The organism is Actinoplanes sp. NBRC 101535 (genome assembly GCF_030269225.1).
Taxonomy (GTDB): Bacteria; Actinomycetota; Actinomycetes; order Mycobacteriales; family Micromonosporaceae; genus Actinoplanes; species Actinoplanes rectilineatus.
In genome coordinates, this window is record NZ_BSSY01000022.1 from 132660 (window position 1) to 156277 (window position 23618).

At 70.4% G+C, this 23618-nt stretch carries 25 protein-coding genes; 19 read left to right on the plus strand and 6 right to left on the minus strand.

Features of this window, described 5'->3' with window-relative positions; all coding sequences use genetic code 11:
• Positions 1–256 precede the first annotated feature (256 nt).
• The gene (locus QSK32_RS39365) at positions 257–1057 is read left to right on the plus strand and encodes a hypothetical protein (protein ID WP_285474782.1); all 801 of its coding nucleotides are present in this window, start codon (positions 257–259) and stop codon (positions 1055–1057) included.
• A 271-nt stretch (positions 1058–1328) separates the two neighbouring features.
• Positions 1329–3743, plus strand: a complete 2415-nt coding sequence (locus QSK32_RS39370) for a HelD family protein (RefSeq protein ID WP_285474783.1) — start codon at positions 1329–1331, stop codon at positions 3741–3743.
• Here QSK32_RS39370 and QSK32_RS39375 read toward each other — a convergent pair.
• The 3 genes from QSK32_RS39375 to QSK32_RS39385 form a co-directional block, all read right to left on the minus strand.
• Positions 3688–4512, minus strand: coding sequence for a DNA-3-methyladenine glycosylase (locus tag QSK32_RS39375; RefSeq protein WP_285474798.1), 825 nt, complete (start codon positions 4510–4512; stop codon positions 3688–3690). The genes QSK32_RS39370 and QSK32_RS39375 overlap by 56 nt on opposite strands.
• Positions 4513–4721: 209 nt before the next feature.
• Positions 4722–5285: a hypothetical protein gene (locus QSK32_RS39380; RefSeq protein ID WP_285474784.1), complete on the minus strand. Its 564-nt coding sequence runs from the start codon at positions 5283–5285 to the stop codon at positions 4722–4724.
• 97 nt (positions 5286–5382) lie between these two features.
• Positions 5383–6069 carry a MarR family winged helix-turn-helix transcriptional regulator gene (locus tag QSK32_RS39385; protein WP_353051013.1) on the minus strand — a complete coding sequence of 229 codons (687 nt, stop codon included), beginning with the start codon at positions 6067–6069 and terminating at the stop codon, positions 5383–5385.
• Positions 6070–6176: 107 nt separating this feature from the next.
• On the opposite strand from QSK32_RS39385, the gene QSK32_RS39390 reads away from it, so the two are divergent.
• The 3 genes from QSK32_RS39390 (at position 6177) to QSK32_RS39400 (ending at position 8340) form a co-directional block, all read left to right on the plus strand.
• Positions 6177–6551, plus strand: a complete 375-nt coding sequence (locus tag QSK32_RS39390) for a DoxX family protein (RefSeq protein WP_045748096.1) — start codon at positions 6177–6179, stop codon at positions 6549–6551.
• A gap of 203 nt (positions 6552–6754) precedes the next feature.
• A complete protein-coding gene (locus QSK32_RS39395; protein ID WP_052721233.1) occupies positions 6755–7408 on the plus strand; it encodes a hypothetical protein in 654 nt (217 codons plus the stop codon).
• A gap of 125 nt (positions 7409–7533) precedes the next feature.
• Positions 7534–8340 (plus strand): CAP domain-containing protein, encoded by an 807-nt coding sequence (locus QSK32_RS39400; protein ID WP_285474785.1) that lies wholly within the window; start codon positions 7534–7536, stop codon positions 8338–8340.
• Here QSK32_RS39400 and speB read toward each other — a convergent pair.
• The gene (gene speB, locus QSK32_RS39405) at positions 8322–9365 is read right to left on the minus strand and encodes an agmatinase (protein WP_285474786.1); all 1044 of its coding nucleotides are present in this window, start codon (positions 9363–9365) and stop codon (positions 8322–8324) included. The genes QSK32_RS39400 and speB overlap by 19 nt on opposite strands.
• A 66-nt stretch (positions 9366–9431) precedes the next feature.
• Here speB and QSK32_RS39410 point away from each other — a divergent pair, with 66 nt between their 5' ends.
• The 12 genes from QSK32_RS39410 to ptsP all read left to right on the plus strand — a co-directional run bounded on the left by QSK32_RS39410 (position 9432) and on the right by ptsP (position 18864).
• On the plus strand, positions 9432–9971 hold the full coding sequence (locus QSK32_RS39410) for a type II toxin-antitoxin system PemK/MazF family toxin (protein ID WP_285474787.1): 540 nt from the start codon (positions 9432–9434) through the stop codon (positions 9969–9971).
• A gap of 36 nt (positions 9972–10007) precedes the next feature.
• Positions 10008–10580 carry a hypothetical protein gene (locus QSK32_RS39415; protein WP_045748099.1) on the plus strand — a complete coding sequence of 191 codons (573 nt, stop codon included), beginning with the start codon at positions 10008–10010 and terminating at the stop codon, positions 10578–10580.
• Between the two features lie 17 nt (positions 10581–10597).
• Positions 10598–11251, plus strand: a complete 654-nt coding sequence (locus tag QSK32_RS39420; RefSeq protein ID WP_045748100.1) for an adenylate kinase family protein — start codon at positions 10598–10600, stop codon at positions 11249–11251.
• Positions 11252–11273: 22 nt separating this feature from the next.
• Positions 11274–11852, plus strand: a complete 579-nt coding sequence (locus QSK32_RS39425) for a hypothetical protein (RefSeq protein WP_285474788.1) — start codon at positions 11274–11276, stop codon at positions 11850–11852.
• 229 nt (positions 11853–12081) lie between these two features.
• The gene (locus QSK32_RS39430; RefSeq protein ID WP_045748102.1) at positions 12082–12843 is read left to right on the plus strand and encodes a DeoR/GlpR family DNA-binding transcription regulator; all 762 of its coding nucleotides are present in this window, start codon (positions 12082–12084) and stop codon (positions 12841–12843) included.
• Positions 12840–13781 (plus strand): 1-phosphofructokinase, encoded by a 942-nt coding sequence (gene pfkB, locus QSK32_RS39435; RefSeq protein ID WP_285474789.1) that lies wholly within the window; start codon positions 12840–12842, stop codon positions 13779–13781. The genes QSK32_RS39430 and pfkB overlap by 4 nt, the downstream gene beginning before the upstream one ends.
• Positions 13782–13893: 112 nt before the next feature.
• A complete protein-coding gene (mtlA, locus tag QSK32_RS39440; RefSeq protein ID WP_285474790.1) occupies positions 13894–15084 on the plus strand; it encodes a mannitol-specific PTS transporter subunit IIC in 1191 nt (396 codons plus the stop codon).
• A gap of 48 nt (positions 15085–15132) precedes the next feature.
• A complete protein-coding gene (locus tag QSK32_RS39445) occupies positions 15133–15441 on the plus strand; it encodes a PTS sugar transporter subunit IIBC family protein (protein WP_045748104.1) in 309 nt (102 codons plus the stop codon).
• Entirely contained in the window at positions 15434–15880 is a 447-nt protein-coding gene (locus QSK32_RS39450; RefSeq protein ID WP_045748105.1) for a PTS mannitol transporter subunit IIA, read from the plus strand. The genes QSK32_RS39445 and QSK32_RS39450 overlap by 8 nt, the downstream gene beginning before the upstream one ends.
• Positions 15877–16917: a zinc-dependent dehydrogenase gene (locus tag QSK32_RS39455; protein ID WP_045748106.1), complete on the plus strand. Its 1041-nt coding sequence runs from the start codon at positions 15877–15879 to the stop codon at positions 16915–16917. The genes QSK32_RS39450 and QSK32_RS39455 overlap by 4 nt, the downstream gene beginning before the upstream one ends.
• A gap of 20 nt (positions 16918–16937) precedes the next feature.
• Complete coding sequence (locus tag QSK32_RS39460; protein ID WP_045748107.1) at positions 16938–17222, plus strand: HPr family phosphocarrier protein; 285 nt, start codon at positions 16938–16940, stop codon at positions 17220–17222.
• The gene (gene ptsP, locus QSK32_RS39465; RefSeq protein ID WP_285474791.1) at positions 17215–18864 is read left to right on the plus strand and encodes a phosphoenolpyruvate--protein phosphotransferase; all 1650 of its coding nucleotides are present in this window, start codon (positions 17215–17217) and stop codon (positions 18862–18864) included. Before QSK32_RS39460 ends, ptsP begins: the two co-directional genes overlap by 8 nt.
• 48 nt (positions 18865–18912) lie before the next feature.
• On the opposite strand, the gene QSK32_RS39470 is transcribed toward ptsP, so the two are convergent.
• Positions 18913–19386: a hypothetical protein gene (locus tag QSK32_RS39470; RefSeq protein ID WP_285474792.1), complete on the minus strand. Its 474-nt coding sequence runs from the start codon at positions 19384–19386 to the stop codon at positions 18913–18915.
• Between the two features lie 130 nt (positions 19387–19516).
• Here QSK32_RS39470 and QSK32_RS39475 point away from each other — a divergent pair, with 130 nt between their 5' ends.
• A complete protein-coding gene (locus tag QSK32_RS39475; protein WP_285474793.1) occupies positions 19517–21313 on the plus strand; it encodes a GDSL-type esterase/lipase family protein in 1797 nt (598 codons plus the stop codon).
• Positions 21314–21316: 3 nt separating this feature from the next.
• Here QSK32_RS39475 and QSK32_RS39480 read toward each other — a convergent pair whose 3' ends face one another.
• Positions 21317–22078: a polyphosphate kinase 2 family protein gene (locus QSK32_RS39480; RefSeq protein ID WP_045748111.1), complete on the minus strand. Its 762-nt coding sequence runs from the start codon at positions 22076–22078 to the stop codon at positions 21317–21319.
• Positions 22079–22138: 60 nt separating this feature from the next.
• Here QSK32_RS39480 and tyrS point away from each other — a divergent pair, with 60 nt between their 5' ends.
• The gene (gene tyrS, locus QSK32_RS39485; RefSeq protein WP_285474794.1) at positions 22139–23395 is read left to right on the plus strand and encodes a tyrosine--tRNA ligase; all 1257 of its coding nucleotides are present in this window, start codon (positions 22139–22141) and stop codon (positions 23393–23395) included.
• The last annotated feature ends 223 nt before the right edge of the window (positions 23396–23618 follow it).

Sequence of the window (23618 nt, forward strand, 5' to 3'; positions counted from 1 at the left end):
CCGTGGCCTGCGCCGGCGCAACGCCGGGCCCCGCGATCCGGGGCCCGGGGCGGCCCGTGCGGCGGGACGGAGCACTCAGCCGTCGTCCACGGCACCGTCTGCTACGGCATCGTCCGCCGCGGCATCGTCCGCCGCGGCATCGTCCGCCGCGGCACCGTCCGCCGCGGCATCGCCTGTCGCGGCATCGCCCGCCGCGACTCCGGCTCTCCCGGCTCCGGCCCCCTCCCCGGCGCCGGGTCTGCTGGAGAGCTTCGGGATGCTGGCGACCCCGCTGGCCCTGCTGAGCGGCTTCCTGCTGTTCTTCGCCTGGATCCGGACCAGCGCGTACTTCGGCTACTTCGGCATCGACACGCAACTGGTCGGCTACGGCAGCCTCGAATATCAGCTCCGCGGCTACAGCTTCGCCCTCGGCATGGCGGTCGGCCTGGTCCTGACCTGCGTGGCCGGCTACCTGGCCCTGCGTGCTGGCGAATCCTGGACCAGGCGGCATCCTCGCGCCCGGATTCCACTCACCGCTCTCTTCGGCGGTCTGGGTGTGCTGGCGGTGGCCGTCGGTTTCACCGTCGCCGTGGGCGGCGCGATCCTGCGTCCGACACCGGCGGCAGTGACCCTGATCGCCGGAGCGGTGCTCGCCGAGCTGGGCATGACCTGCTGGGTGACCGACCGCCCCGGCCGTCTCCCGTTCCTGCCCCGCCGGATCGCCGTAGGCTGCGTGATCCTGATCGGCTACTTCTGGATGGGTTCCCTGCAGGCCCAGCACGCCGGGGCCGACCTGGCCCGGTCCACCGCCGAAGCCTTGCGGAACCGTCCGAGCGTCACCCTGTACAGCAAGGGTGATCTGCAGCTGGCCGGCGCCGACGTGCGGGTCGAGGCGTTGTCGCCCCGCGCGGAGTACCGCTTCCGCTACACCGGCCTGCGTGCCCTGGTGGCCAACGGCAAACACTGGATCCTGCTCTCCGAGCACTGGACCCCCACCGACGGCCGGACCATCATCCTCAAGGACAGCGACGACATTCGCGTAGAGGTCCGCGCGACCGGGTCGTCGGCTACTCGCTGAGGGGGTGTCCGGCGGCGCTGGGCCCCGCTGGGGTGGGCCCAGCTGGAGTGGGCTGAGCGGCGCTGGGCCGAGCGGCGCTGGGCCGAGCGGCGCTGGGCCGAGCGGCGCTGGGCCGAGCGGCGCTGGGCCGAGCGGGGTGGGTTGAGCAGGATGTGGGGCGGGCGGCATCTGGTCACGCCCGGTCAAATGCTGCTACGGTGGGCAATTGCTCACCGTAAGAACGTTTAGTGAGCCGAAAAACCCACCGTCAGAATACGGCCAAGGGGGCGCTATGTCAAATCTGTCAAGCGATCCGTCCGCTGACCTCCGTGAGGAACAGGCCCATCTGGATCTCCTCTATCGCCACCTGGACGAACTCCGTGTCCAGGCCCGCGGTTCCCTCACCACCGCCCGCCTGGAATCCGGCGGGACCCTGCAGGCACTCTCCCAGCGTGACGCGACGACCGGCCACTACGCCGAACGCCTGGCCCACCTCGACGCCGTCGAACACGGCCTCTGCTTCGGCCGCCTGGATCTCCAGGATGACGGCGATCGCCTGGGCCTCCAGGATGACGACGGCCGCGTGGATCTCCAGGATGACGACGGCCGCGTGGGGGAGACGCTGCACATCGGGCGGATCGGCATGCACGACACCGGTGAACCGCTCCTGATCGACTGGCGGGCACCGGCCGCGCGCCCCTTCTACGTCGCCACCGCGATCACCCCGCACGGCGTCACCCGCCGCCGTCACATCCGCACCAGGTTCCGCCAGGTCACCGCCCTCGACGACGAGATCCTCGACGCCCGCGCCACCGACACCGCGCTGACCGGCGAGGCCGCCCTGCTGCACGCGCTCACCGCCAACCGGACCGGCCGCATGCGGGACATCGTCGAGACCATCCAGGCCGAACAGGACCGGGTGATCCGGGCCGGCCTGAGCGGGATCCTCGTCGTCCAGGGCGGCCCGGGCACCGGCAAGACCGCCGTGGCGCTGCACCGGGCCGCGTACCTGCTCTACACCTACCGGGAGCAACTGAGCGCCCGCGGCGTACTCGTCCTGGGCCCGAACGCCACGTTCCTCCGCTACATCTCCCAGGTCCTGCCCTCACTCGCCGAGACCGGCGTCCTCCTCGCCACCCAGGGTGATCTCTTCCCCGGTGTCACCGCCCGTCGGCCGGAGCCGCCCGAGGCGGCCGAGATCAAAGGTCGCGCGACGATGGTGGAGATCCTCCAGGCGGGGGTACGCGCACGACAACGCGTCCCCGAGCACCCCGTCGAGATCGTCGCCGACCGGCACACGCTGAGCCTCACCCCGTACGCCGTGGAGGCCGCCCGCGCTCGTGCCCGTGACTCCGGTCTGCTGCACAACCTGGCCCGCCCGGTCTTCGACGCGGCTGTCCTGGACGCCCTGTCCGAGCAGGTGGCCACACTGATCGGCGACGACCCGTTCTGGGACGACCCGCTCGGCGACGACGACGCCCTGCCCGGCCCGAACCTGCTGGACGCCGCCGATCGTGCCGACATCCGCGCCGACCTGGCCGGCAACCCGGCCGTCCGGCGGGTCCTCGACGAACTGTGGCCGGTGCTGACCCCGGAACGGTTCCTCGACGACTTCTTCGCCGATCTCACCGACGTCGCAGACCTGACGGAGGCCGCCGCCCCCGAAGACTCCGGTTCCGGCTCGGGTGACGCCGCGGCTGGTGGTGGCGCCGGATTCACGGCTGCCGAGCGGGTTCTGCTTCAGCGTGCGCCCGGTGGTGGCTGGACTCCCGCCGACGTTCCGCTGCTCGACGAGGCGGCCGAGATCCTCGGCGAGGACGACCGTGCGCAGCGTGCCCGGGAGGCTCGTGACCTGCGGGCCCGGCTCGCCTACGCGCAGGGGGTGCTGGACGTGACAGCCGGTTCCAAGTCGTACGAGCTGGAGGACGACGACGAGGCCGCCATCCCGAACGTGGCGGACGTGATGGAGGCCGACATGCTCGCCGAGCGGCTCGAACACCGGGAGTGGCGGTCCGCTGCGGAACGGGCCGCCGCCGACCGGAACTGGGTGTTCGGCCACGTGATCGTCGACGAGGCGCAGGAACTCTCACCGATGGCGTGGCGTCTCCTGATGCGCCGCTGTCCGAGCCGGTCGATGACGGTGGTCGGTGACCTGGCTCAGGCCGGTGCGCTCGGCACGCCGGAGCAGTGGTCGGAGGTGTTCCACCGCTACGTCGCGGACCGCTGGCGGCTGGCCGAACTCACCGTCAGCTACCGCACTCCGGCCGAGATCCTCGGTTACACGCACCGGATGCTGCCTGGGATCACCCCGCCCCGCCCGGTCCGTGAGTCCGGTGTCGAACCCTGGGAGGAGACCGGCGACCTCGACCGCCTCGCCGTCCGGGTGTCCGAGGAGATGGCCGCCCTGGACGGCGGCCGCCTGGCGGTGATCGCCCCGGAAGCCCGCCAGGCTGAGCTGGCGGCTCTCCTGCCCGCCCTGACCGCGGGCGAGATCGACGCCGAGGGGGCGTTGCTCACGGTCACCCGGTCCAAGGGCCTCGAGTTCGACACCGTCCTGGTGGTCGACCCCGACATCATCCGCGCCGAGTCCCCGCGCGGCGCCAACGACCTCTACGTGGCCTTGACCCGCCCCACCCGTCGTCTGGGCGTCTTCACGCTTTCCGGGGAGCCTGCCTTTTCCGGGGGACGTGCCGACGATAGGTGCTGACCGTCGGGTCGTCACGGAACCAGAACCGCCACGGTACGTCGTGAGCAGAGGTGACCCCGACCCGCGGCCCAGCCACGACCACCCCGATCTCGAGTGCCCCGGTCTCGTCAACCTCGGCTTCGTCCGTCCCGGCCCTGTCCGGTTCGGTTCCGTTCGCTCGCGCTCTGCTCGGCCCGGCTCTGCTCGGCCCGGCTCCGTTCGGCCCGGCTCCGTTCGGTTCGGCGCTGATCGGCCCGTTCCCGGCGTTCGGTCCGATGCTGTTCTGTCCGGCTTGCCGAACCGGCGGGGTGAGAATGGCCGGGCCGGAGCCGTCGAGCAGGTACGAACCGTTGGCGTCGCGGGTCAGTGCCAGCACCTGCATCAGCTTCGCCGGACCGGCTGCCAGGTCGGCGTCGTTGCGGGCGGCCGGCCGCCGGGACCGGGCCGTCTCCCGCCCGTCCACCACTTCGCCCGCGCGTAGCAGGACGGCCGCCGCCCGGCCGTCCTCGCCGCACACCACGTTGGCGCAGAGATGCATGCCGTAGATCTGATAGACGTAGAGGTGCCCGGCCGGCCCGAACATCACCCGGTTGCGCGGGGTGACGCCGCGGTGCGCGTGGCTCGCCGGGTCCTCGCCCAGTCCGCTGTACGCCTCCACCTCGGTGATCCGCACGGTCACACCGTTCGCGGTGATCCGCCAGCCGAGCAGCAGACGGGCAGCCTCGTCGACGGCGGCCGCGGGCCGGGTGAGCCAGGCGGCATCAGACGGAGCGGACCCGTCCGTGGGCAGCCCGGATCTGTCGGCGGCGTGACCGGCAGCGGGCAGATCGAGACCGGCGGCAGCGGGCTCGGCGTCAGCGGGATCGGCGGCGGGATCAGCGGTGACGGGCGGGGTGGGGCCGGCGGCGGGATCGGCGGTGACGGGCGGGGTGGGGCCGGCGGCGGGATCAGCGGTGGCAGGTGGGGTGGGGCCGGCGGCGGGACTGGCGGGCCACGATGTCATCGGTCAAGCGAATCATGGCCCCCGTGTTCCACCGGCGGGGGCTGCGCCGAGTATCGCGCCCGGTACGCGTTGAAATGTGCCAGGTGGTACGTGCGGTTGCGGCGTTTCAGCACGGGCGGCGGCGGGTCGGTGACCTCGGCGGTGCCCGGGGCGTCGTCGAAGTAGGCGGGCATCGTCGGCACACTCCACAGGGCCACCGCCTCCTCCGCCTCCGTGACGTCGGTCCAGAGTCGCGGGGTCGGGGCGGGTCCTCGCCCGGGGCGCAGGATGGCCCGGAGGACGGCGGGACTGTAGATCGTGCGTACACGGAAAGAGGTCAGATGCCGGCGTGGCAGCACGATGCGGATGGACCGCCCGGCCGTGCTGCGGTGCCGGCCGACGACGAAGAGTTTCTCGCCGCCGTCACCCCAGCGGGGTGGTAACACCCAAACCTTCGCCCCGGGGGCGAAGTGCCGGGTGCCGGCTCGGACTTCCAGCCCGCCGACACCCTGTGCGGTCTCCTCGGCAACATTGGCCACGACGCAGTGCGCCAGTGGCTGTGAACCCTTGTCGGTCGCCACCAGGCCATCGTGATCCATTCCGCTGATCAGGGCAATAAGCGAGATCTCACCGACGGCCGGGACGGGGCCGCCGGCGCACCGGAGACAGGGCCGCGGCTTACCGGCTCTCCGCGGTGGAGCCGCCCGGAGTGCCGACTGGAGTGCCGCCCGGAGTGCCGCCCGGAGAGCCGACTGGAGTGCCGCCCGGAGTGCCGCCCGGAGTGCCGACTGGAGAGCCGGCCGTGGCGTCGATCGAGGCCTCGGCTGCGGAGCCGGCTGCGGGGCGGGCCGAAGAATCCGCCGGGGACCCGGCCGAGGGGACACGCGTCGCGCCGCAGGTGTCGTCCGGGTCGACGGCGCGCATGATGCGCCGGGCGATCTCGTGCAACTGCCGCACCTGGGCCTTGGTCAGCGGGTCGAAGACGAGACGGCGTACCTCGTCCACGTGACCGGGCGCCGTCGCCGCGATCTTGTCCCAGCCCTCGTCGGTGAGGGTGGCGAGGGTGTAGCGACCGTCGGTCGGGTCGGGTCGCCGCCGGACCCAGCCGCGTTTCTCCATCCGGGCGACGGCCTGTGACAGCCGGGCCAGGGAGCCCTCGGCGAGCATCGCCAGGACGCTCATCCGCAGGGTCCGTTCGGGCGCCTCGGAGAGCCCGGCGAGAATCCCGTACTCGAAGTGGCTGAGCTCGGCGTCGCGCTGCAACTGGGCGTCCAGCGCCACCGGAAGTCGCATGAAAAGGCTGGTCAGCGCGAGCCAGCTGGCCCGCTCCCCGGGGGTCAGCCACTGCGGCTCGGGCGTCTCCATGCCGCCCATGGTAGCGCAGACATTTAACCGAAGTGACTTGCATGCTTGAGTCAATCTAGCCTACGGTCCACTCAACTGTTTAAGTCAATCCGAAAGACGTGACAATAATGAACATCGTTCTCTGGGTGATCGCCGGCCTGCTCGCGGCCGCGTTCCTGGCCGCCGGCGCGATGAAGGCGACCCAACCGAGGGAGAAGCTCGTCGCCTCCGGGATGGGCTGGGCCGCCGACTGGCCGGCCGCTTCGATCAAGCTGATCGGCGTGGTGGAGGTGCTGGCCGCGATCGGGCTGATCCTGCCGGCCCTGCTCGACATCGCGCCGGTGCTGGTGCCGCTCGCCGCCTCCGGCCTGGTCATCACCATGATCGGCGCGATCGTGGTGCACGTGCGCCGCAAGGAGTTCCCGATGGTCGCGCCGAACGTGGTGCTGCTGATCCTGGCGGCGGTCGTGGCGTGGGGACGTTTCGGCGCGTACGCGTTCTGACCGGCTGCGTTCCGGCAAACTTATCGATATAGTTCATCGTCTCGGCGCGGTACCGGACGATGGGGCGGACGATGGATCCGGCAGCAGGGCATCGTGGGACAGAGCCGCGGATCGCCTCTGACGAACCTGGCGAGCGCGTCACGCGTACCCCCGAGGAAGCGCGGGGAAAACGGTGGTGGAAGCGCCGCACGGTGATCTTGTCGATGGTGCTCGCGGTTCTTCTGCTCTCCTCGATCGGCACGGCGGGGGTCCTGTTCGTGCGGCTCAACGAGTTGTCCGAGGCAGCCCCGGTGCGACCCGCGATGCCACCCCCGCCGCCGCCCCGTCCCGAACCGACTTCCAGCGGCCCGCAGGCCAGTGACCGTCCGGTGCGTTCCGCCGACGATCTGGAACGGGTCTGTGACCGGTGGTACTACCCGGAGTCGCCGAAATACCACGGATCGGCGCCGCACCCGATCGTGATCAGCTCGCGGGACCGCCTCGACCTCGACCATCGGACGGCACGCACGCTGAACCTGGCGGCGTACTCCGGTGGTGCGGCCGACCGTGCGGCCTGGGCGCCGCAGCCGGCGAACGTGCAGCTGGTCGCCTGTCTCGACTTCACCGGCGGCGGCGACGAGTTACGTAAGTGCGACATCGACGACCCGGAGCCGGAGACGCTGAGCCTCAAGGAGGGGCGGTACCGTCTGGCGGTCTACGAGGTGGCCACCCGGCGCAAGGTCGCCGAGGTGAAGCTGACCGGAGATGACAAGGGCTGCCCCTGGGTGGTGGTGACCGGTTCTGATCGCACCCTCTACAGCACGGTGGCGGACCGTCAGCTCTACGCCGCACTGCGTGGACGGGTGGAGGGCCTCTGATCCCGGCTCCTTATGACTCTGTGTGGCGAGTCTTAAGGAATCCTTTACCGGCGTGCTGGGGGCGGGTGTCTCGGGCATGGTGAACGGGCGCCGTTCCCAGCCCGACTCACCGAGGTGAATCCCCCGTGCCGCTCTCCACCGCCGCCCGATTCCGATACACGCTGGTCGCCGGCTCGACCGCTGTGGTGATCGGGGCGGGCTTCATGGTGGCGGGCGTGGCCTCCGGATCCACCGACGCCACCACGACGAGCCCGGTGAGTGCGCCGATCGCCGTCACCACGGCCCCCGGCGAGTACGGCGACGACGGTCTGCTGACCGATCTGGACGCCTCGGCGTCGATCTCTGCGTCACCGAGCGTGTCCGCTTCCGTCACCCCGTCGGCGTCCGCGTCCGCCAGTCCCAAGGCGTCCGCGAAGGCCTCCCCGACGGTGAAGAAGACGGCGACCACCAAGGCGAAGGCGTCCAGCAGCCCGACCAAGAAGGCGGACGCCGACAGCGCCCCGGTCACCTCGGGAACCGTCGCCGAGCAGGTGCTCGCGCACATCAACGCGGCGCGCGTGGACGAGGGCCTCAAGGCCCTGAAGCTGGACACCGCGCTGTCCACGGCGGCGGCCATGCACACCGAGCTGATGATGGACGGCTGCGGCCTGGAGCACCAGTGCTCCGGCGAGTCCGGCATCGGGGAACGGTTCACCGCGCAGGCCGTCTCGTGGAGCACGGCCGGCGAGAACATCGGCTTCGGCTCCAGCGGCGCCAGTGACGCCGCCAAGATCGACGCCGCCAACGGGCTCACCGACTCGATGCTGGCCGAGGTGGCGCCGAACGACGGTCACCGCAAGAACCTGCTCAACGCCGACTTCACCAGGATCGGCCTGAGCATCGTTCGCGACACGAAGGGCATCACGTGGATGACTCAGGACTTCGTCGGCTGATCCCGCTGTACACCACGCCCCTGCAGCAGGGGGGTGGAGCGCCGCCACAGCGGGCCCTCGCCGTCCTTGCGGCGGCGGGCGATTCCGGACAGCGCCTCCAGCACCACCCGGTTGCCGAGCATCGCGGTGATCTCCGCGTGGTCGAACGGCGGCGACACCTCGACGATGTCCATGCCGACGACCGGAAGCTCGTGGCAGATTCGGGAGACGGCGTCGAGTAGCTGCCGGGCGGTCAGGCCGCCCGGCTCCGGCGTGCCGGTCCCCGGGGCGTGCCCGGGGTCGCAGACGTCGATGTCCACCGACAGGAAGATCCCGTCGCACTCGTCCAGGGCGATGGTGAACGCGCTGTCCAGCACCGCGTCCAGTCCGCGTTCCACGATCTCGCTCATGTGGAACGAGTTCATCCGCTGGTCGGCCATCCAGTCCAGCACGTCCGGGCCCGGCCAGTAGCCGCGCAGTCCCAGCTGGAGGAACCGGTCGCCGCGGACCGCACCGGACTCGATCAGGCGGCGCATCGGCTGGCCGTGGCCGTACAGCGAGCCGAACTCGATGTGCCCGGTGTCGGCGTGCGCGTCGAAGTGGATGACCGAGACCCGTTGCGGCGGGTGCGCGCGGGACACGCCGGTGACGTCCGGCCAGGTGACGGTGTGGTCGCCGCCCAGGACCAGCGGGATCGCCCCGTGACCGGCGACGAACGCGACGGCCTCCTCGATGGTCCGGCAGCTGCGCTCGACGTCCCCGCTGAACACCTCCAGGTCGCCGGCGTCCTTGACGGTCAGGTCGTCGCGCAGGGCGTCGACCCGCATCGCCATGTGCGGGCGGGATCCGTCGTGCGGCAGGTAGTCGGTCCCCCTGATCACCTGTGGGCCGAACCGGGCGCCGGGGCGGTGCGACGTGCCGCCGTCGAAGGGCGCGCCGATGACGACGACGTCGGCGTCCGCGTACGTCTCCGGCTCCTGCCAGTCGCACGCCGGTACGCCGAGGAACGTGTAGTCCGGGCCGTACATGGGTCCGTAGCGGGTCACATCGAGCACCGTATCGTGCGATCTTGGTCCTGTGCGGCGGAGCGGCCGCCCGCTTAAGGTTCAGCGGTGTTCGAATTCTTGAAGGCCTTCCTCCGGCGGCTCGCCGGCGCGCCGGAGCGGCAGCCGGTCGAGACCGCTCCCCCCGCTCCTGAAAGGCCGGCTCCGAAGCCGGCGGGCCCGAAGCCGGCGGCTCCCCAGCCCGTGCGGCGTGCTCCCCGCCCGGTCCCCCCGCCGCAGCAGGGACGCCAGCTCGCCTACGCCCCCGATCTGGACGGCGACGCCGATCCCGGTGAGATCGTCTGGACCTGGGTCCCCTATGAGGACGACCCGGACCAGGGCAAGGACCGTCCCGTCCTGGTCGTCGGCCGTGACGCCGGCAGCCTGCTCGGCCTGATGCTCTCCAGTCAGAGCGACCGGGACGGCCAGCGCCACTGGCTGGCCCTCGGCCCGGGGGAGTGGGACCGGGAGAACCGTCCGAGCTGGGTCCGGCTGGACCGGGTGCTGGACATCGAGGAGGACGGCATCCGCCGGGAGGGCGCGGTCCTGGACCGCCCGCGTTTCGACCGGGTGGCCGCGATCCTGCGCCGCAACTACGGCTGGCCGTGATCCGTCGGATGACCGTCACCGGATAGCGTTGCGGACATGGATTCCGACGTGATGGCCGGTTTCGGGGGAAAGCAGGCGTGGCTCGCCGTACGCGACGGCGAGCCCGCCGCCGTGCTCGCGGCGCTCGGCCTGCGCGATCTCGGATCGGCGCCCTGGCGCGACGGCCTGGACCTGGCGCACCTGACCGACGACCGGGTGGCGGTCACTCCACCGCTGCCCGGCGCTCTCGGCCACGGCTGGGTGCTGGCCGTCGGCCGGCATCTGATGCGCGCCGACCCGGACGTCGTGGCCCTGTCCGAGAAGCTGGACACCGAGGTGCAGTTCTTCGCCACGCACCGGACCACCGAGCTGCACCGGTGGCGCCGGGCGGCCGGCGGTGAGCTGCTGCGGGCGTTCGGATACGTGGGGCAGACCGGCGAGGTCACCTCGTGGTTCGGCGAGCCCGACCCGGCGGAACGTGACGCGGGGCTGCCCGGGGAGCTCGACGACGAGACGAGCGTGCTGCTCGTCGAACGGGACGTCTTCCGGGTGGCCGCCGCGTGGAGCATCGACCCGACCACCCTGACCGGGCGTGCGCCCGGGCCGCTGCGCATCGGCGCGGTGGACTGAGCCTTCGGAGGGCGTACATGCGCAAATACGTGATCATGGGGGTTCAGGGCAGTGGCAAGGGCACCCAGAGCCAACTGCTCGCCGGTGACCTCAACCTGGTGCACATCAGCGTGGGCGACATCTTCCGGTGGAACGTGCGGAACCGGACCAAGCTCGGCGCCCAGGTCCGCCGGATCATGGCGGCCGGCGACCTGGTCGGTGACGACATCGTCGAGGAGGTCGTCCGCGAGCGCCTGACGCAGCACGACTGGAACTTCGGGTTCCTCATCGACGGCTTTCCGCGCAACGGCCGGCAGGCCGAGTTCTTCATGGAGAGCTACGACATCGACGCGGTGATCCATCTCGAGCTGCCCGACGACGAGGTCCGCCGCCGGGTGCTCAGCCGCCGGCTCTGTCCCGGCTGCGGCATGGACTACAACCTGATCGCCGACCGGCCCTCCCAGGAGGGCCGCTGCGACATCTGCGGGCACGAGCTGATCACCCGGGCGGACGACACCCCGGAGGCGCTGGAGGCCCGCCTGCGCGACTACCACGAGAAGACCCGTCCGGTGCTGGAGCAGTTCCGGCGCAAGGAGGTCGTGCACGACGTGGACGCGCGCCCGCCGGCCGACGACGTTCAGCAGGCGATCCGGGAGACTCTGGGTCTGCCGGCTTACAAGCCGCAGGGTTGACGCCCTCCGTAACATCCCGGTGATGACCATCACACGTGATGAGGTGGCCGGGTACGCGGTCCGCGACCTGGCCACCGACCTGGACCACTGGTTCGCCGACCGTGAGCCGGCGGACCTGTCCGGGGGCGATGTCCGTCCGGTCGCGCCGTTCCTGGACCGTCTGCCGCCGGAGTCTGCCGCCGCGCTGACCGCTTTCGACGCCCTGGTGCGTTCCGGGCGGTTCCCGAACGTGCTCGATGTCGCCGACTGGTCGTACGGCTTCGACTTCGCCGCCAACGGGTGCGGGATCGTCGACGCCGACTACGAGACCACGGTGACCGATGACGAGGTGTACTCGATCGGTGCGGACGGCGGCGGCAACCTCTACGTGGTGTTGACCGATGGCCGGGTGGCCGTCTGGTTCCACGAGGAGGAGGTCCTCGAGGGCGACACCCGCTTCGACGACCTGGACGTGTTTTTGTGGTCGATCGTCCGGTTCGCGGCGGTTCGGGCCGGCCGGTTGAGCCGTGCCGATGTCGAGGCGGACTTCCGTGCCCTGGGGCAGGACGGCGCGCTGCACCCCGAGTTGGGACTTCTGGCGCGACTTTCTCACGGTGAGTGAGCAGAGCTAAACCCACACAACCGGGCATGACCCGCGGATCTTTGTTGATTCGCCTGGTCCATCTTGTTACTGCCAGTGTGTCCGGTATCTCGTCTGGTACCTGTTTGGTCCCTCGCGGCCGCGAAAAAGATGCCGCGTAAGGAGACTGAAATCTCTTTGACATATTGCGTTCGGGCAGAAGCGGGCGTAAACAAAGACAAAGCCAAAACGAGCCAGGCGGTGAGCACGGATGTACGCGGAGGAACGCCAGCAGGAGATAGTGCGGCGAGCCCGTGCCGAAGGGCGGGTGGACGTCGTCACGCTGGCCGAGTCCTTCGGTGTCACCGCCGAGACGATCCGGCGTGACCTGACCGGACTCGAGCGTGCCGGAGTGCTGCGCCGGGTGCACGGCGGTGCGATCCCGGTGGAGCGTCTCGGTTTCGAGCCGGCCCTCGCGACCCGCGACGCCGTGTTGATAAGCGAGAAGGAGCGGATCGCCAAGGCGGCGCTCGCCGAGATCCCCGAGGACGGCGCGATCATCCTCGACGCGGGGAGCACCACGGCGCGCCTCGCCCAGCTGCTGCCGGCCGACCGCGAGCTCACCGTGGTGGTGAACTCGCCGGTGCTGGCCGCCACCCTGGGCCTCAAGCCGAACCTGACCGTGCTGCTGCTCGGCGGCCGGGTGCGGGGCAAGACGATGGCCACGGTCGACGACTGGGCGCTGCAGCCGCTCTCCGAGATGTATGTCGACGTCGCCTTCATGGGCACCAACGGTTGCTCGGTGGAGCGCGGCATGACGACCCCCGACCCGGCCGAGGCCGCGGTCAAACGGGCGATGATCACCGCCGCCCGGCGGGTGGTGCTGCTCGCCGATCACACGAAGATCGGTAACGACTATCTGGCCCGGTTCGGCGGTCTCGCCGACCTGGACCTGCTGATCACCGACAACGGTCTCGACGGCGAGCTCGCCGCCGAGGTCGAGGTCACCGGCGTCCGGGTGGTGCGCGCATGATCCTCACTGTCACTCTCAACCCGAGCGTCGACCGGGCTCTCGAACTCGACGTGCTGGTCCGCGGCGAGGTCCTGCGGGCCGGCGACTCGCACATCGATCCGGGCGGCAAGGGCGTCAACGTCTCGCGGGCCCTGCTGGCCAACGGCGTGCGGTCCACCGCGGTGGTGCCGGCCGGCGGCGCCGAGGGCGACCAGCTGGTCGACATGCTCAAGGCCGAGGGCGTCGACATGCTCGCCGTGCCGATCGCCGGCCGGACCCGGTCCAACATCACCCTGGCCGAGCCGGACGGCACGGTCACCAAGATCAACGAAGCCGGGCCGGTGCTCTCCGAGTCCGAGTTCACCCAGATCTGCGAAGCGGTGCTGACCGCCGCGGGCTCGGCCGAGTGGGTCGTGCTCTGCGGCAGCCTGCCACCGGGGCTGCCTATCGAGGCGTTCACCGGGCTCTGCGAGCGACTGGTCACGGCCGGCGTGCGGGTCGCGGTGGACAGCAGCGGCCCCGCGCTGCGTGCCGGTGTCGCCGCCGGTGCCGCGCTGGTCAAGCCCAACCGTGAGGAGCTGGCCGAGGCGGTCGGCACCGAGCTGGTGACCCTGGGCGACGTGCTGGCCGCCTGCGACAAGCTCCGCGAGGCGGGCGCCGGGACCGTGCTGGCCAGCCTCGGCTCGGAGGGTGCGGTGCTCGTCGACGACTCCGGCGTGCTGATCGGCGCCGCGCCGGTGAGCGTGCCGCGCAGCACGGTCGGCGCCGGCGACGCGATGCTCGCGGGTTTCCTCGGCGCCGGCGCGAACGGCGAGGCCGCGCTGATCGAGGGCCTGGCCTGGGGTGCGGCGGCGGTCAGCCTGCCGGGCAGCCGGATGCCGGGCCCGGGCGACCTCGATCGCACCCACATCCGCATCGATCGCGATCCGGATCCTCTGCGGCGCCTGCGCCGCGACTAGACCACCGGCGGATCCACGCCGGCGTTTGTTACAAAGTCACAAAATCACCCCATTCACCCTTCTTAGCGGGCCGGCGCTCCTCCCGAACCCGCCAACGAATGGAGACCCCCTCATGAGCTCTTCATACACCCCCGAGGTGTCCGGAGCCGGGTTCCGCGCCCGGGTCCAGAAGCTCGGTGGACACCTCGCGGGCATGGTCATGCCGAACATCGGCGCGATCATCGCCTGGGGTCTGATCACCGCTCTGTTCATTCCGGTCGGCTGGATTCCGAACGAGAACCTGGCCGAACTCGTCGACCCGATGATCAAGTACCTGCTGCCGGTGCTCATCGGTTACACCGGCGGCCGGATGGTGCACGGGCAGCGCGGCGCGGTCGTCGGCGCCACCGCCACCATGGGTGTCATCGTCGGTGCGGACGTGCCGATGTTCCTCGGCGCGATGATCATCGGCCCGCTGACCGCGTACGTTCTGCGCCTCTTCGACAACGCGATCGACGGCAGGATCAAGCCCGGCTTCGAGATGCTGGTGGACAACTTCTCGGCCGGCATCATCGGTGGTGGCTTCGCGATCCTCGGCAAGCTCGCCATCGGCCCGGTCGTCAACGCGCTCACCAAGGTCGCCGGCAACGGCGTCGACTGGCTGCTCGACCACAGCCTGATGCCGCTCGCCTCGGTGCTCGTCGAGCCGGCCAAGGTGCTCTTCCTGAACAACGCCATCAACCACGGCGTCTTCAGCCCGCTCGGTGTGCAGCAGGTCGCGGAGAACGGCAAGTCGATCCTGTTCATGATCGAGTCGAACCCCGGCCCCGGCCTGGGCCTGCTCCTCGCGTACTTCTTCTTCGGACCGAAGTCGCTGCGCCCGACCACCCCGGCGGCGATGATCATCCACTTCTTCGGCGGCATCCACGAGATCTACTTCCCGTACGTGCTGATGAAGCCCCGCCTGATCCTCGCCCTGATGGCCGGCGGTTCGGCCGGCGTCGCGACCTTCATGATCACCGGTGCCGGCACCGTCGCCTCCCCGGCGCCGGGCAGCATCTTCGCCTTCGCCGCGGTCACCGCCAAGGGTTCGCACGTCGGCATGTTCCTCGGTGTCCTGGTCGCCGCCGCGGTCACCTTCGGTGTCGCCTCCGCCCTGCTGGGCTTCGGCAAGCTCAAGTCCGACCAGGAGCCGGACGAGACCGACGACTCGGTCGCCGAGGAGACCACTCCCGAGGTCGAGACCACGACCGTCCCGCAGCAGCGTTCCGCCGATGAGCCGGAGACCGCTGAGCCCGTGGACACCCGCAAAGAGAACGCGTAACCCCCCCTCCCCAACCGGACGAAACCCCAGACCGAACGGAGCCCGGCGATGGCCACCATCAACGGCAAAGACATCAAGAAGCTCGTCGTCGCCTGTGACGCGGGCATGGGCAGCAGCGTCATGCTCGCCAGCACCCTGCGCAAGCAGCTCGGCAAGAGTGGCGTCACCGTGGAGCACACCCCGGTGAACTCGATCCCCGCCGACGCCGACGTGGTGATCTGCCACAGCGGCCTGGCGGCCCGGGCCCGTTCGGTCGCCCCCAGCACGCCGATCGTGCCGTTCCAGATCTTCCTGGGCGACCCGGCGGTCACCAAGGTGGTCAAGGCCATCCAGAACGGCAGCGACCTCAATGTCTGAGCTGCTGGACCCGCGGGCCATCCGGCTGTCCGAGACGGCAGCCGACCGGGACGAGGCGATCCGCCGCTGCGGCGCGGCGCTCGTCGAGATCGGCGCCGCCGAGCCCGGCTACGTCGACACGATGCTCGCCCGGGAGAAGTCCATCTCCACGTACGTCGGCGAGGGTGTCGCCATTCCACACGGCACCCTCGGCGGCAAGGAACTGGTGAAGCGTGACGCCCTCGCGGTGCTGCGCTTCCCCGAAGGGGTCGACTGGGACGGCGAACAGGTGACGGTCTGCGTCGCCATCGCCGCCGCCGGCAACGGCCACGTCGAGCTGCTCGCGGCGCTGGCCGAGGTGCTGCTCGACGAAGATCAGGCCCGCGAACTGCGCGAGGCCACCGAAACCGACACCGTAGTACGGCTACTGGGGTCGATCCAGGAGGACAGCAAGTCATGAAGGTCGTACGTTTCCACGCCCCCGGCGACGTCCGCTTCGAGGAGGCGCCGGAACCCACCGTCGGTCCCGGTGAGGTGAAGATCCGCGTCCGGAACTGCTCGACCTGCGGCACGGACGTCAAGATCTCCAAGTTCGGGCACCACCACATCCACCCGCCGCGGGTCATGGGCCACGAGATCGCCGGCGAGGTCGTCGAGACCGGCGAGGGCGTCGAGGGCTGGTCCGCCGGCGACCGCGTCCAGGTCATCGCCGCCATCCCGTGCGGCGAGTGTGCCGAGTGCAAGCGCGGCCGGATGACGATCTGCCCGAACCAGGTCTCGATGGGCTACCACTTCGAGGGCGGCTTCGCCCAGTACATGGTGGTCCCCAAGGAGGTCCTGAAGGTCGACGGTCTCAACCGGATCCCGGACGGCGTCTCGTTCGCCGAGGCGTCCGTGGCCGAGCCGCTGGCCTGCGCCCTCAACGCGCAGAACCTGGCCCGTGTCGGCGAGGGTGACGACGTGGTCGTGATCGGATCCGGCCCGATCGGCTGCCTGCACGTCCGGCTGGCCCGGGCCCGCGGCGCCGCCCGGGTCTTCCTGGTCGAGCTGAGCCGCCAGCGTCTGGAGATGGCCGCCAACCTGGTCAAGCCGGACGCCGCGATCTGCGCCGGTGAGGTCGACCCGATCGAGGAGGTGCTGAAGCTGACCGACGGCCGCGGCGCCGACGTGATCATCACCGCCGCCGCCTCGGGCAAGGCGCAGGAGCAGGCCATCCAGATGGCCGCCCGGCAGGGCCGGATCAGCTTCTTCGGTGGTCTTCCCAAGGACAAGCCGACCATCACCTGCGACTCCAACCTGGTGCACTACCGGGAGCTGATGATCATCGGCGCCAACGGGTCCAGCCCGGACCACAACAAGCAGGCCCTGGAACTGGTCGCCACCGGCGCCGTGCCGGTCGCCGACCTGATCACCCACCGGCTTCCGCTGGAACAGGCGATCGAGGCGTTCGGCATCGTCGAGCGCGGCGAGGCCATCAAGGTCACCATCGAGCCCTGATCGGGGATAGGGAGATAACCATGCCTACGCGCACCGTTGCCGTCGGTTCCTCCAGCGGTCTGCACGCCCGGCCCGCCAAGCTGTTCGTCGAGGCCGCCGCGGCCGCGCCGGTCAAGGTCACCATCCGGGTCGGTGACAAGAAGGCGGTGCCCGCCAAGAGCATGCTGTCGGTGCTCGCCCTCGGTGCCAAGAAGGGCACCGAGGTCACCCTCGAGGCCGACGGTGACGGCGCCGACGAGGCCCTGGACGGCCTCGCCGCGCTGCTCGCCCGGGACCTCGACGCCGAAGAGCCGAGCGATGCCTGAGCAGGCCGCCCTCTCCGGGATCGGCGTCTGTGCCGGTGTCGCCGCCGGTCCGCTGCTGCGGATCGCGGCGGTGCCGGCGCTGCCCCCGCCGGCCCCGGTCGCCGACGTCGAGGCCGAGGTGGGCCGGGCGGTCGCCGCGCTCGCCGCGGTGGTCGCCGAACTGACCCGGCGTGCCGACCGGGCGACCGACGCGACCGTCGCCGAGGTGCTGCGCGCCGAGGCCCTGATGGCCGACGACGAGGAACTGCGGGACGGCGTCCGGGAGCACATCGAGGACGGTAAGGACGCGGTACACGCGATCGACGCCGCCTTCGCCGCCTTCCGGGAGATGTTCGAGGCCGCCGGCGGCTATCTCGCCGAGCGGGTCGCCGACCTCGACGACCTGCGGGACCGTGCGGTGGCGAGCCTGCTGGGGCTGCCCATGCCGGGCGTGCCGCAGCCGGGGCACCCCTACGTGCTGGCCGCCCGTGACCTCTCGCCGGCCGACACCGCCGACCTCGACCCCGGGCAGGTGGTCGCGCTGGTGACCGAGGTCGGCGGACCGACCAGCCACACCGCGATCCTGGCCCGCGCGCTGGGCATGCCCGCGGTGGTCACCTGCCCCGGGATCCTGGACGTCGCGGACGGCACGCTGGTGCTCGTCGACGGCGCCACCGGCCAGGTCGGCGTGGGTGTCGACGAGGCGACGGCCGAGGCCGCGATCAAGGCGGCGGAGACGTCGGCTGCCGCGGCGGCGTCGCTGACCGGCCCGGGCGAGACCTCTGACGGGTACGCCGTGAAGCTCCTCGCCAACGTCGGTTCGGCGAAGAACGTCCCGGCCGCGGACGAGGCCCACGCCGAGGGTGTCGGCCTGTTCCGTACCGAGTTGCTGTTCCTCGACCGTGCCCACGAGCCGTCGCACGCCGAGCAGGTCACGGCGTACCGCGAGGTGTTCGCCGCGATGGCCGGCCGGCGCGTCGTCATCCGTACGCTGGATGCGGGTGCCGACAAGCCGCTGCCGTTCCTGAACCAGGAGGGTGAGCCCAACCCGGCCCTGGGTGTCCGGGGTCTGCGCATCGCGCGGCAGCGCCCGGAGGTGCTCACCACGCAGCTCGCGGCCATCGCCGAGGCCCGTGAGGGCATCGACGTGGATGTCTGGGTGATGGCGCCGATGGTCTCCACCGTCACCGAGGCCGCCGCCTTCGCGGCCGCGGTGCACGACGCCGGCCTGCCCAAGGCCGGCGTGATGATCGAGGTGCCGGCCGCCGCGCTGCGGGCCGCGGACCTGTTGAAGGTGGTCGACTTCCTCAGCATCGGCACCAACGACCTGAGCCAGTACACCTTCGCCGCGGACCGGATGTGCGGTGCGCTGGCCGACCTGCTCGACCCGTGGCAGCCGGCGTTGCTGCAGCTCATCGGGATCTGCGGGGAGGCAGGGCGGCAGGCGGGCAAACCGGTCGGGGTGTGCGGGGAGGCGGCGGCCGATCCGGCGCTCGCCCCGGTGCTCGTCGGTCTCGGTGTGACCAGCCTGTCCATGTCGCCGCGGGCGTTGCCGGCGGTCCGTGCGTCGCTGGCAGGGCGCAGTCACGACGACTGCAAGCGGCTGGCCGGCCTGGCGGTCGCCGCGCCGGACGCCGCGGAGGCTCGCAAGCTGGTGAGCTGATTTTCTTGTTTTTTCAGGGCCCCACCATCCGGTGGGGCCCTTTTCCGCTCAGCTGAACGGGAATCCCGCGGGGAGCGTCGGGGCCTCGGGCGCGGGCATGTGCTCCATCAGGTCGATCACGGTCAGCAGCGCGGCCGGGGCGCCCGGCGTGCCGGTCATCGTGACGACCTTCTTCTTGGAGCCGTCGGCGTATCCGACCTCCAGTTCGTAGCGGTACCGGTCGCAGCACTGCTTGGCCGGCAGGTACTTCGGCCCGAGGGCGCGGAACGCCGGCGTCGAGGCGGCCTTCATCACCTTGCGGGCGTGCGGGGTGTCGCGTCCGGCGACGGCGAAGACGGCGGTGGCGCCGGTGATCCCGCCGCTGCGGGCGAGCGCGACGGCCAGGGCCACAGGGGCCGACGGCGCGGCCGGGGCCGGGGGAGCCGACGGCGCGGCCAGGGCCGGCTCGACGGCGGTCGCCGTGAGCCCGCCGAGGAGCACCGTCGCCGCGACGGCGTAGCGGGAAAGCCTGCTCATGGTCATAACCGGCACAGTATCGCCCGGAAAGCTAGTAATGCGGACAAAACGCCATAGTTCCTCCGCGTTACAGTATTGACACACGTCGATTAACAAATGACTCTGTTGGGAGCGCTCCCGCCCCCGGAGGTTCCCCATGCGCCGATCCCTCACCGCAGTCCTCGTCCTTCTGGCCGCGATCCTGCTGCCCCCGTCACCGGCACGGGCCGCGGCCGGGGACGGGTCACCCAGCGACACCAACATCAGCTTCGTCGGGCGGTGGAACAAGACCAACGCCTCCGCCTACGTGCCCTACTGGGCCGGCGCCTACCTGCGGACCGGGTTCACCGGCACCACGGTCAAGCTCAAGCAGCGCAACACCATCGAACTGTGGGCGTCCATCGACGGCAAGGCGTACACGAAGTTCAGCGGATCCGGCACGATCAACCTGACACCGACGCCGCTCGCCAACGGCACCCACACGCTGATCGTCAGCTACCGCCAGGTGGCCGGCTCCTACACCGGGGACGCCGTCTTCCAGGGTCTGACGCTCGACTCCGGCAAGACCACGGTCAAACCGGCCGCCCGCACCAAGCTCGTCGAGTTCGTCGGCGACTCGATCACCGCCGGCACCACCAGCAGCCAGCTCGCGGTGACCGACTACGGATACGTGACCGGCGAACGACTGGGCGCCGACCACACCCAGATCGCCATCGGCGGGATGTGCCTGTCCGAGACCACCGACGGCTGCTGGGCGCACGAGACCCGGTACTGGATGTCCAGCGGCGGCCAGGCCGGCACCGACGCGTGGGACTTCTCCCGCTACACCGCGAGCGCGGTCGTGATCAACCTGGGCACCAACGACAAGAGCCACGGGGTCACCGGCCCCGACTTCCAGGCCGACTACACCACGTTCCTCACGAGGATCCGGGCCAAGTACCCGAACGCCACGCTCTTCGCCATGCGGACGTTCATCGGCCGGTACGCCGCCGAGACCCAGGCCGCCGTCCAGGCCCGCAACGCCGCCGGCGACGCGAACGTCAGGTACATCGACACCACCGGCTGGCTGCCCTCGGACGGTCTCAGCGACTCGGTGCACCCCAACGACAAGGGACACCTGGCCATCGCCGACCGGCTGACACCGATCCTCTCGTCGGCCGCCGCGCTCTGTGACACCGCGTCCGATGCCGCGTCGACTTCCGTGTCGGCTTCCGCGTCGACTTCCGCTTCGACGAAGGCGGCCGCCGTCAAGGTGTGGATGGCCGGCGACTCGACGATGGCCAACGCCAGCGCCTGCCCGATCGGCTGGGGCGCCCGCTTCGCGCCGTACTTCACCACCGACGTCACCGTGCAGAACAGCGCCGTCGGTGGGCGCAGCGTCCAGACCTGGATGTACGAGGGCAACGTCACCAGCACCAAGAACGCCGCCGGGGAGTGCGCGCTCAGCTCGACGGCGTACAGCTCCCGGTGGACGGCCATGCTCGACGCGTCCACCGGCATCAAGAGCGGCGACTACCTGTTCATCCAGTTCGGCATCAACGACGGCGACACCAACTGCCCCCGGCACGTCGGCTCCGCCCGCTTCCAGGAACTGCTCGGCGTGATGGTGGCCGCCGCCAAGTCCCGCGGTGCCACCCCGGTCCTGGTCACCCCGGTCGCCGCGATCACCTGCAGCGGCAGCACCGCCGTCGGCAACCGCGGCTTCGTCACCGAGACCAAGAACGTCGCCGCCTCGGGCGGCGTGCCGGTGATCGACCTGCACGCCCGCAGCGTCGCCCTGTACAACCAGCTCAAGCTCTGCCCGAACAACGGCGACTACACCTCGGGCGCGGTCGGCGCGTTCTTCTGCAACGACCACACTCACTTCGAGGCGGCGGGCGCCACCCAGATCGCCGGGCTGATCGCCACCGCACTGCGCGAGCAGGGCATCGGCCTGGCCGCCTACCTCAAGTAGCGCTCAGTCGGCCTGCTTGAGGTCGTACCCCTTCTCGAGTAGCTGGGACTCCACCACATGGCAGACGTGCTCGACGACGGCGAGCCTGGCATAGGGCTTGCTGTCGCCGGGCACGACCGTCCACGGGGCCCGCTTCTTGCCGGTCTCGGTGATCATGTCTTCGACCGCGGCTTCGTACTCCGCGCGCTTGTCACGGTTGCGCCAGTCCTCGTCGGTCAGCTTCCACGACCGCAACGGGTCGTCCGCCCGGTCCTGGAAACGCCGGAGCTGCTCGTCGGGGGAGACGTGCATCCAGAACTTGACCAGGATCATCCCCTCCGCGGTCAGGGTCCGCTCGAACTCGGTGATCTCCCGGTACGCGCGATGCCACTGCTTCTCCGTCGCGAACTTCTCGACCCGTTCCACCAGGACCCGGCCGTACCAGGACCGGTCCAGCACGGTCATCCCGCCCCAGCCGGGCAGCACCGACCAGAACCGCTGCAGGAAATGGTGCCGCTTCTCGTCGTAGGTCGGCGCGGCGAACTGGGACACCCGGACGTGCCGCGGGTCGATCGGCGCGACGAGCCGTTTGATGGCGCCACCCTTGCCGGAGGCGTCCCACCCCTCGAAGACCACGGCCAGCGGCGGGCCGATCCGCTTCTCGCCGAGCTGGCCGCCGAGCAGCAGGCGCAGCCGTAACAGCCGCTGCTGTGCCGCCTCCAGACGGGCCTCGGCCTTCTTCTTCGAGATCTCGAACGGTGGAGCGGTGTCACCCAGATGAGCCATCGGACCAGCATCCCCGAAACCCGCTGTCACCCGCACGGGAGAGTGCGGGAGAATCCGAGGGTGACTTTCGTAGACGACCTGCAGTGGCGCGGACTCATCCAGGACTCGACCGACCCCGACGAGCTGCGCAAAGCACTCGACGGCGACTCGATCACGTTCTATGTGGGCTTCGACCCGACCGCCGCTTCGCTGCACGTCGGTCACCTCATGCAGGTCCTGACCGCTCGCCGTTTCCAGCAGGCCGGACACAGGCCGCTGCTGCTCGTCGGCGGCGCCACCGGCCAGATCGGCGACCCGCGCGAGTCCAGCGAGCGCAGCCTCAACCCGCCGGAGATCGTCGAGGGCTGGGTCGGGCGGATCCGTGAGCAGCTCTCGCCCTTCATGAGCTACGAGGGCGACAGCGCCGCCACCATGGTCAACAACCTGGACTGGACCGGCCCGCTCTCCGTCATCGAGTTCCTCCGCGACGTCGGCAAGCACTTCCCGGTCAACAAGATGCTGGCCCGGGACGTGGTGCGCAACCGCCTGGAGAGCGGCATCAGCTTCACCGAGTTCAGCTACCAGCTGCTCCAGGCCAACGACTTCTACCAGCTGCACGTGCGCAACGGATGCAAGCTGCAGTTCGGCGGCTCCGACCAGTGGGGCAACATCACCGCCGGCGTCGACTTCGTGCGCCGCCGGGGTGCCGGGCCGGTGCACGCCTTCGTCACCCCGCTGGTGCTCAAGGCCGACGGCACCAAGTTCGGCAAGACCGCCGGCGGCGCGGTGTGGCTCGACCCGGCCATGACCACGCCGTACAGCTTCTACCAGTTCTGGGTCAACGCCGACGACCGCGACGTCAACCAATACCTGCGTTACTTCAGCTTCAAGAGCCGTGAGGAGCTCGAGGAGTTGGAGAAGGCGACGGCGGAGCGCCCGCAGGCGAGGTTGGCACAGAAGGCCCTGGCCGAGGAGATCACCGCGCTCGTGCACGGGCCGGAGGAGGCGCGTCAGGCCATCGCGGCCAGCCAGGCGCTCTTCGGGCGAGGATCCCTGGCGGAGCTCTCCGCGGACACCTTGCGCGCCGCTTTGGGCGAGGCGGGTCTTTTGACGGTACGCGGTGAGCTGCCGACCGTGGGTTCCCTGCTGAAGGAGGCGGGTCTCGTGGCCAGCGCCAACGAGTCACGCCGCACGATCTCCGAGGGCGGCGCCTACCTGAACAACGAGCGGATCACCGACGGTGAGGCGGTGGTTCCGGAAACGGCACTGTTGCACGGCCGCTTCCTCGTCCTCCGAAAGGGTAAGCGCACGTTCGCCGGTGTGGAGATCGTCAAATAGTGCTCTGACCTGCGATTTCTTTATGATCGGCCCGCTGTGACCCACGTCGCGGCGGGCCGATTTGGCGTTGTGGACACGGGGCTGTAATGTTTTCCAAGCCGCCAGGGAGACGGGCGAGCGAACGGGACCTGAAGTCGAGGGCTCGGAGCGGCCGTCCTGGGGGAAACCCAAGAAATAGTCACGGTGAATCATCGTGTATTGTTTCGCGGGGCTCGAACGGATT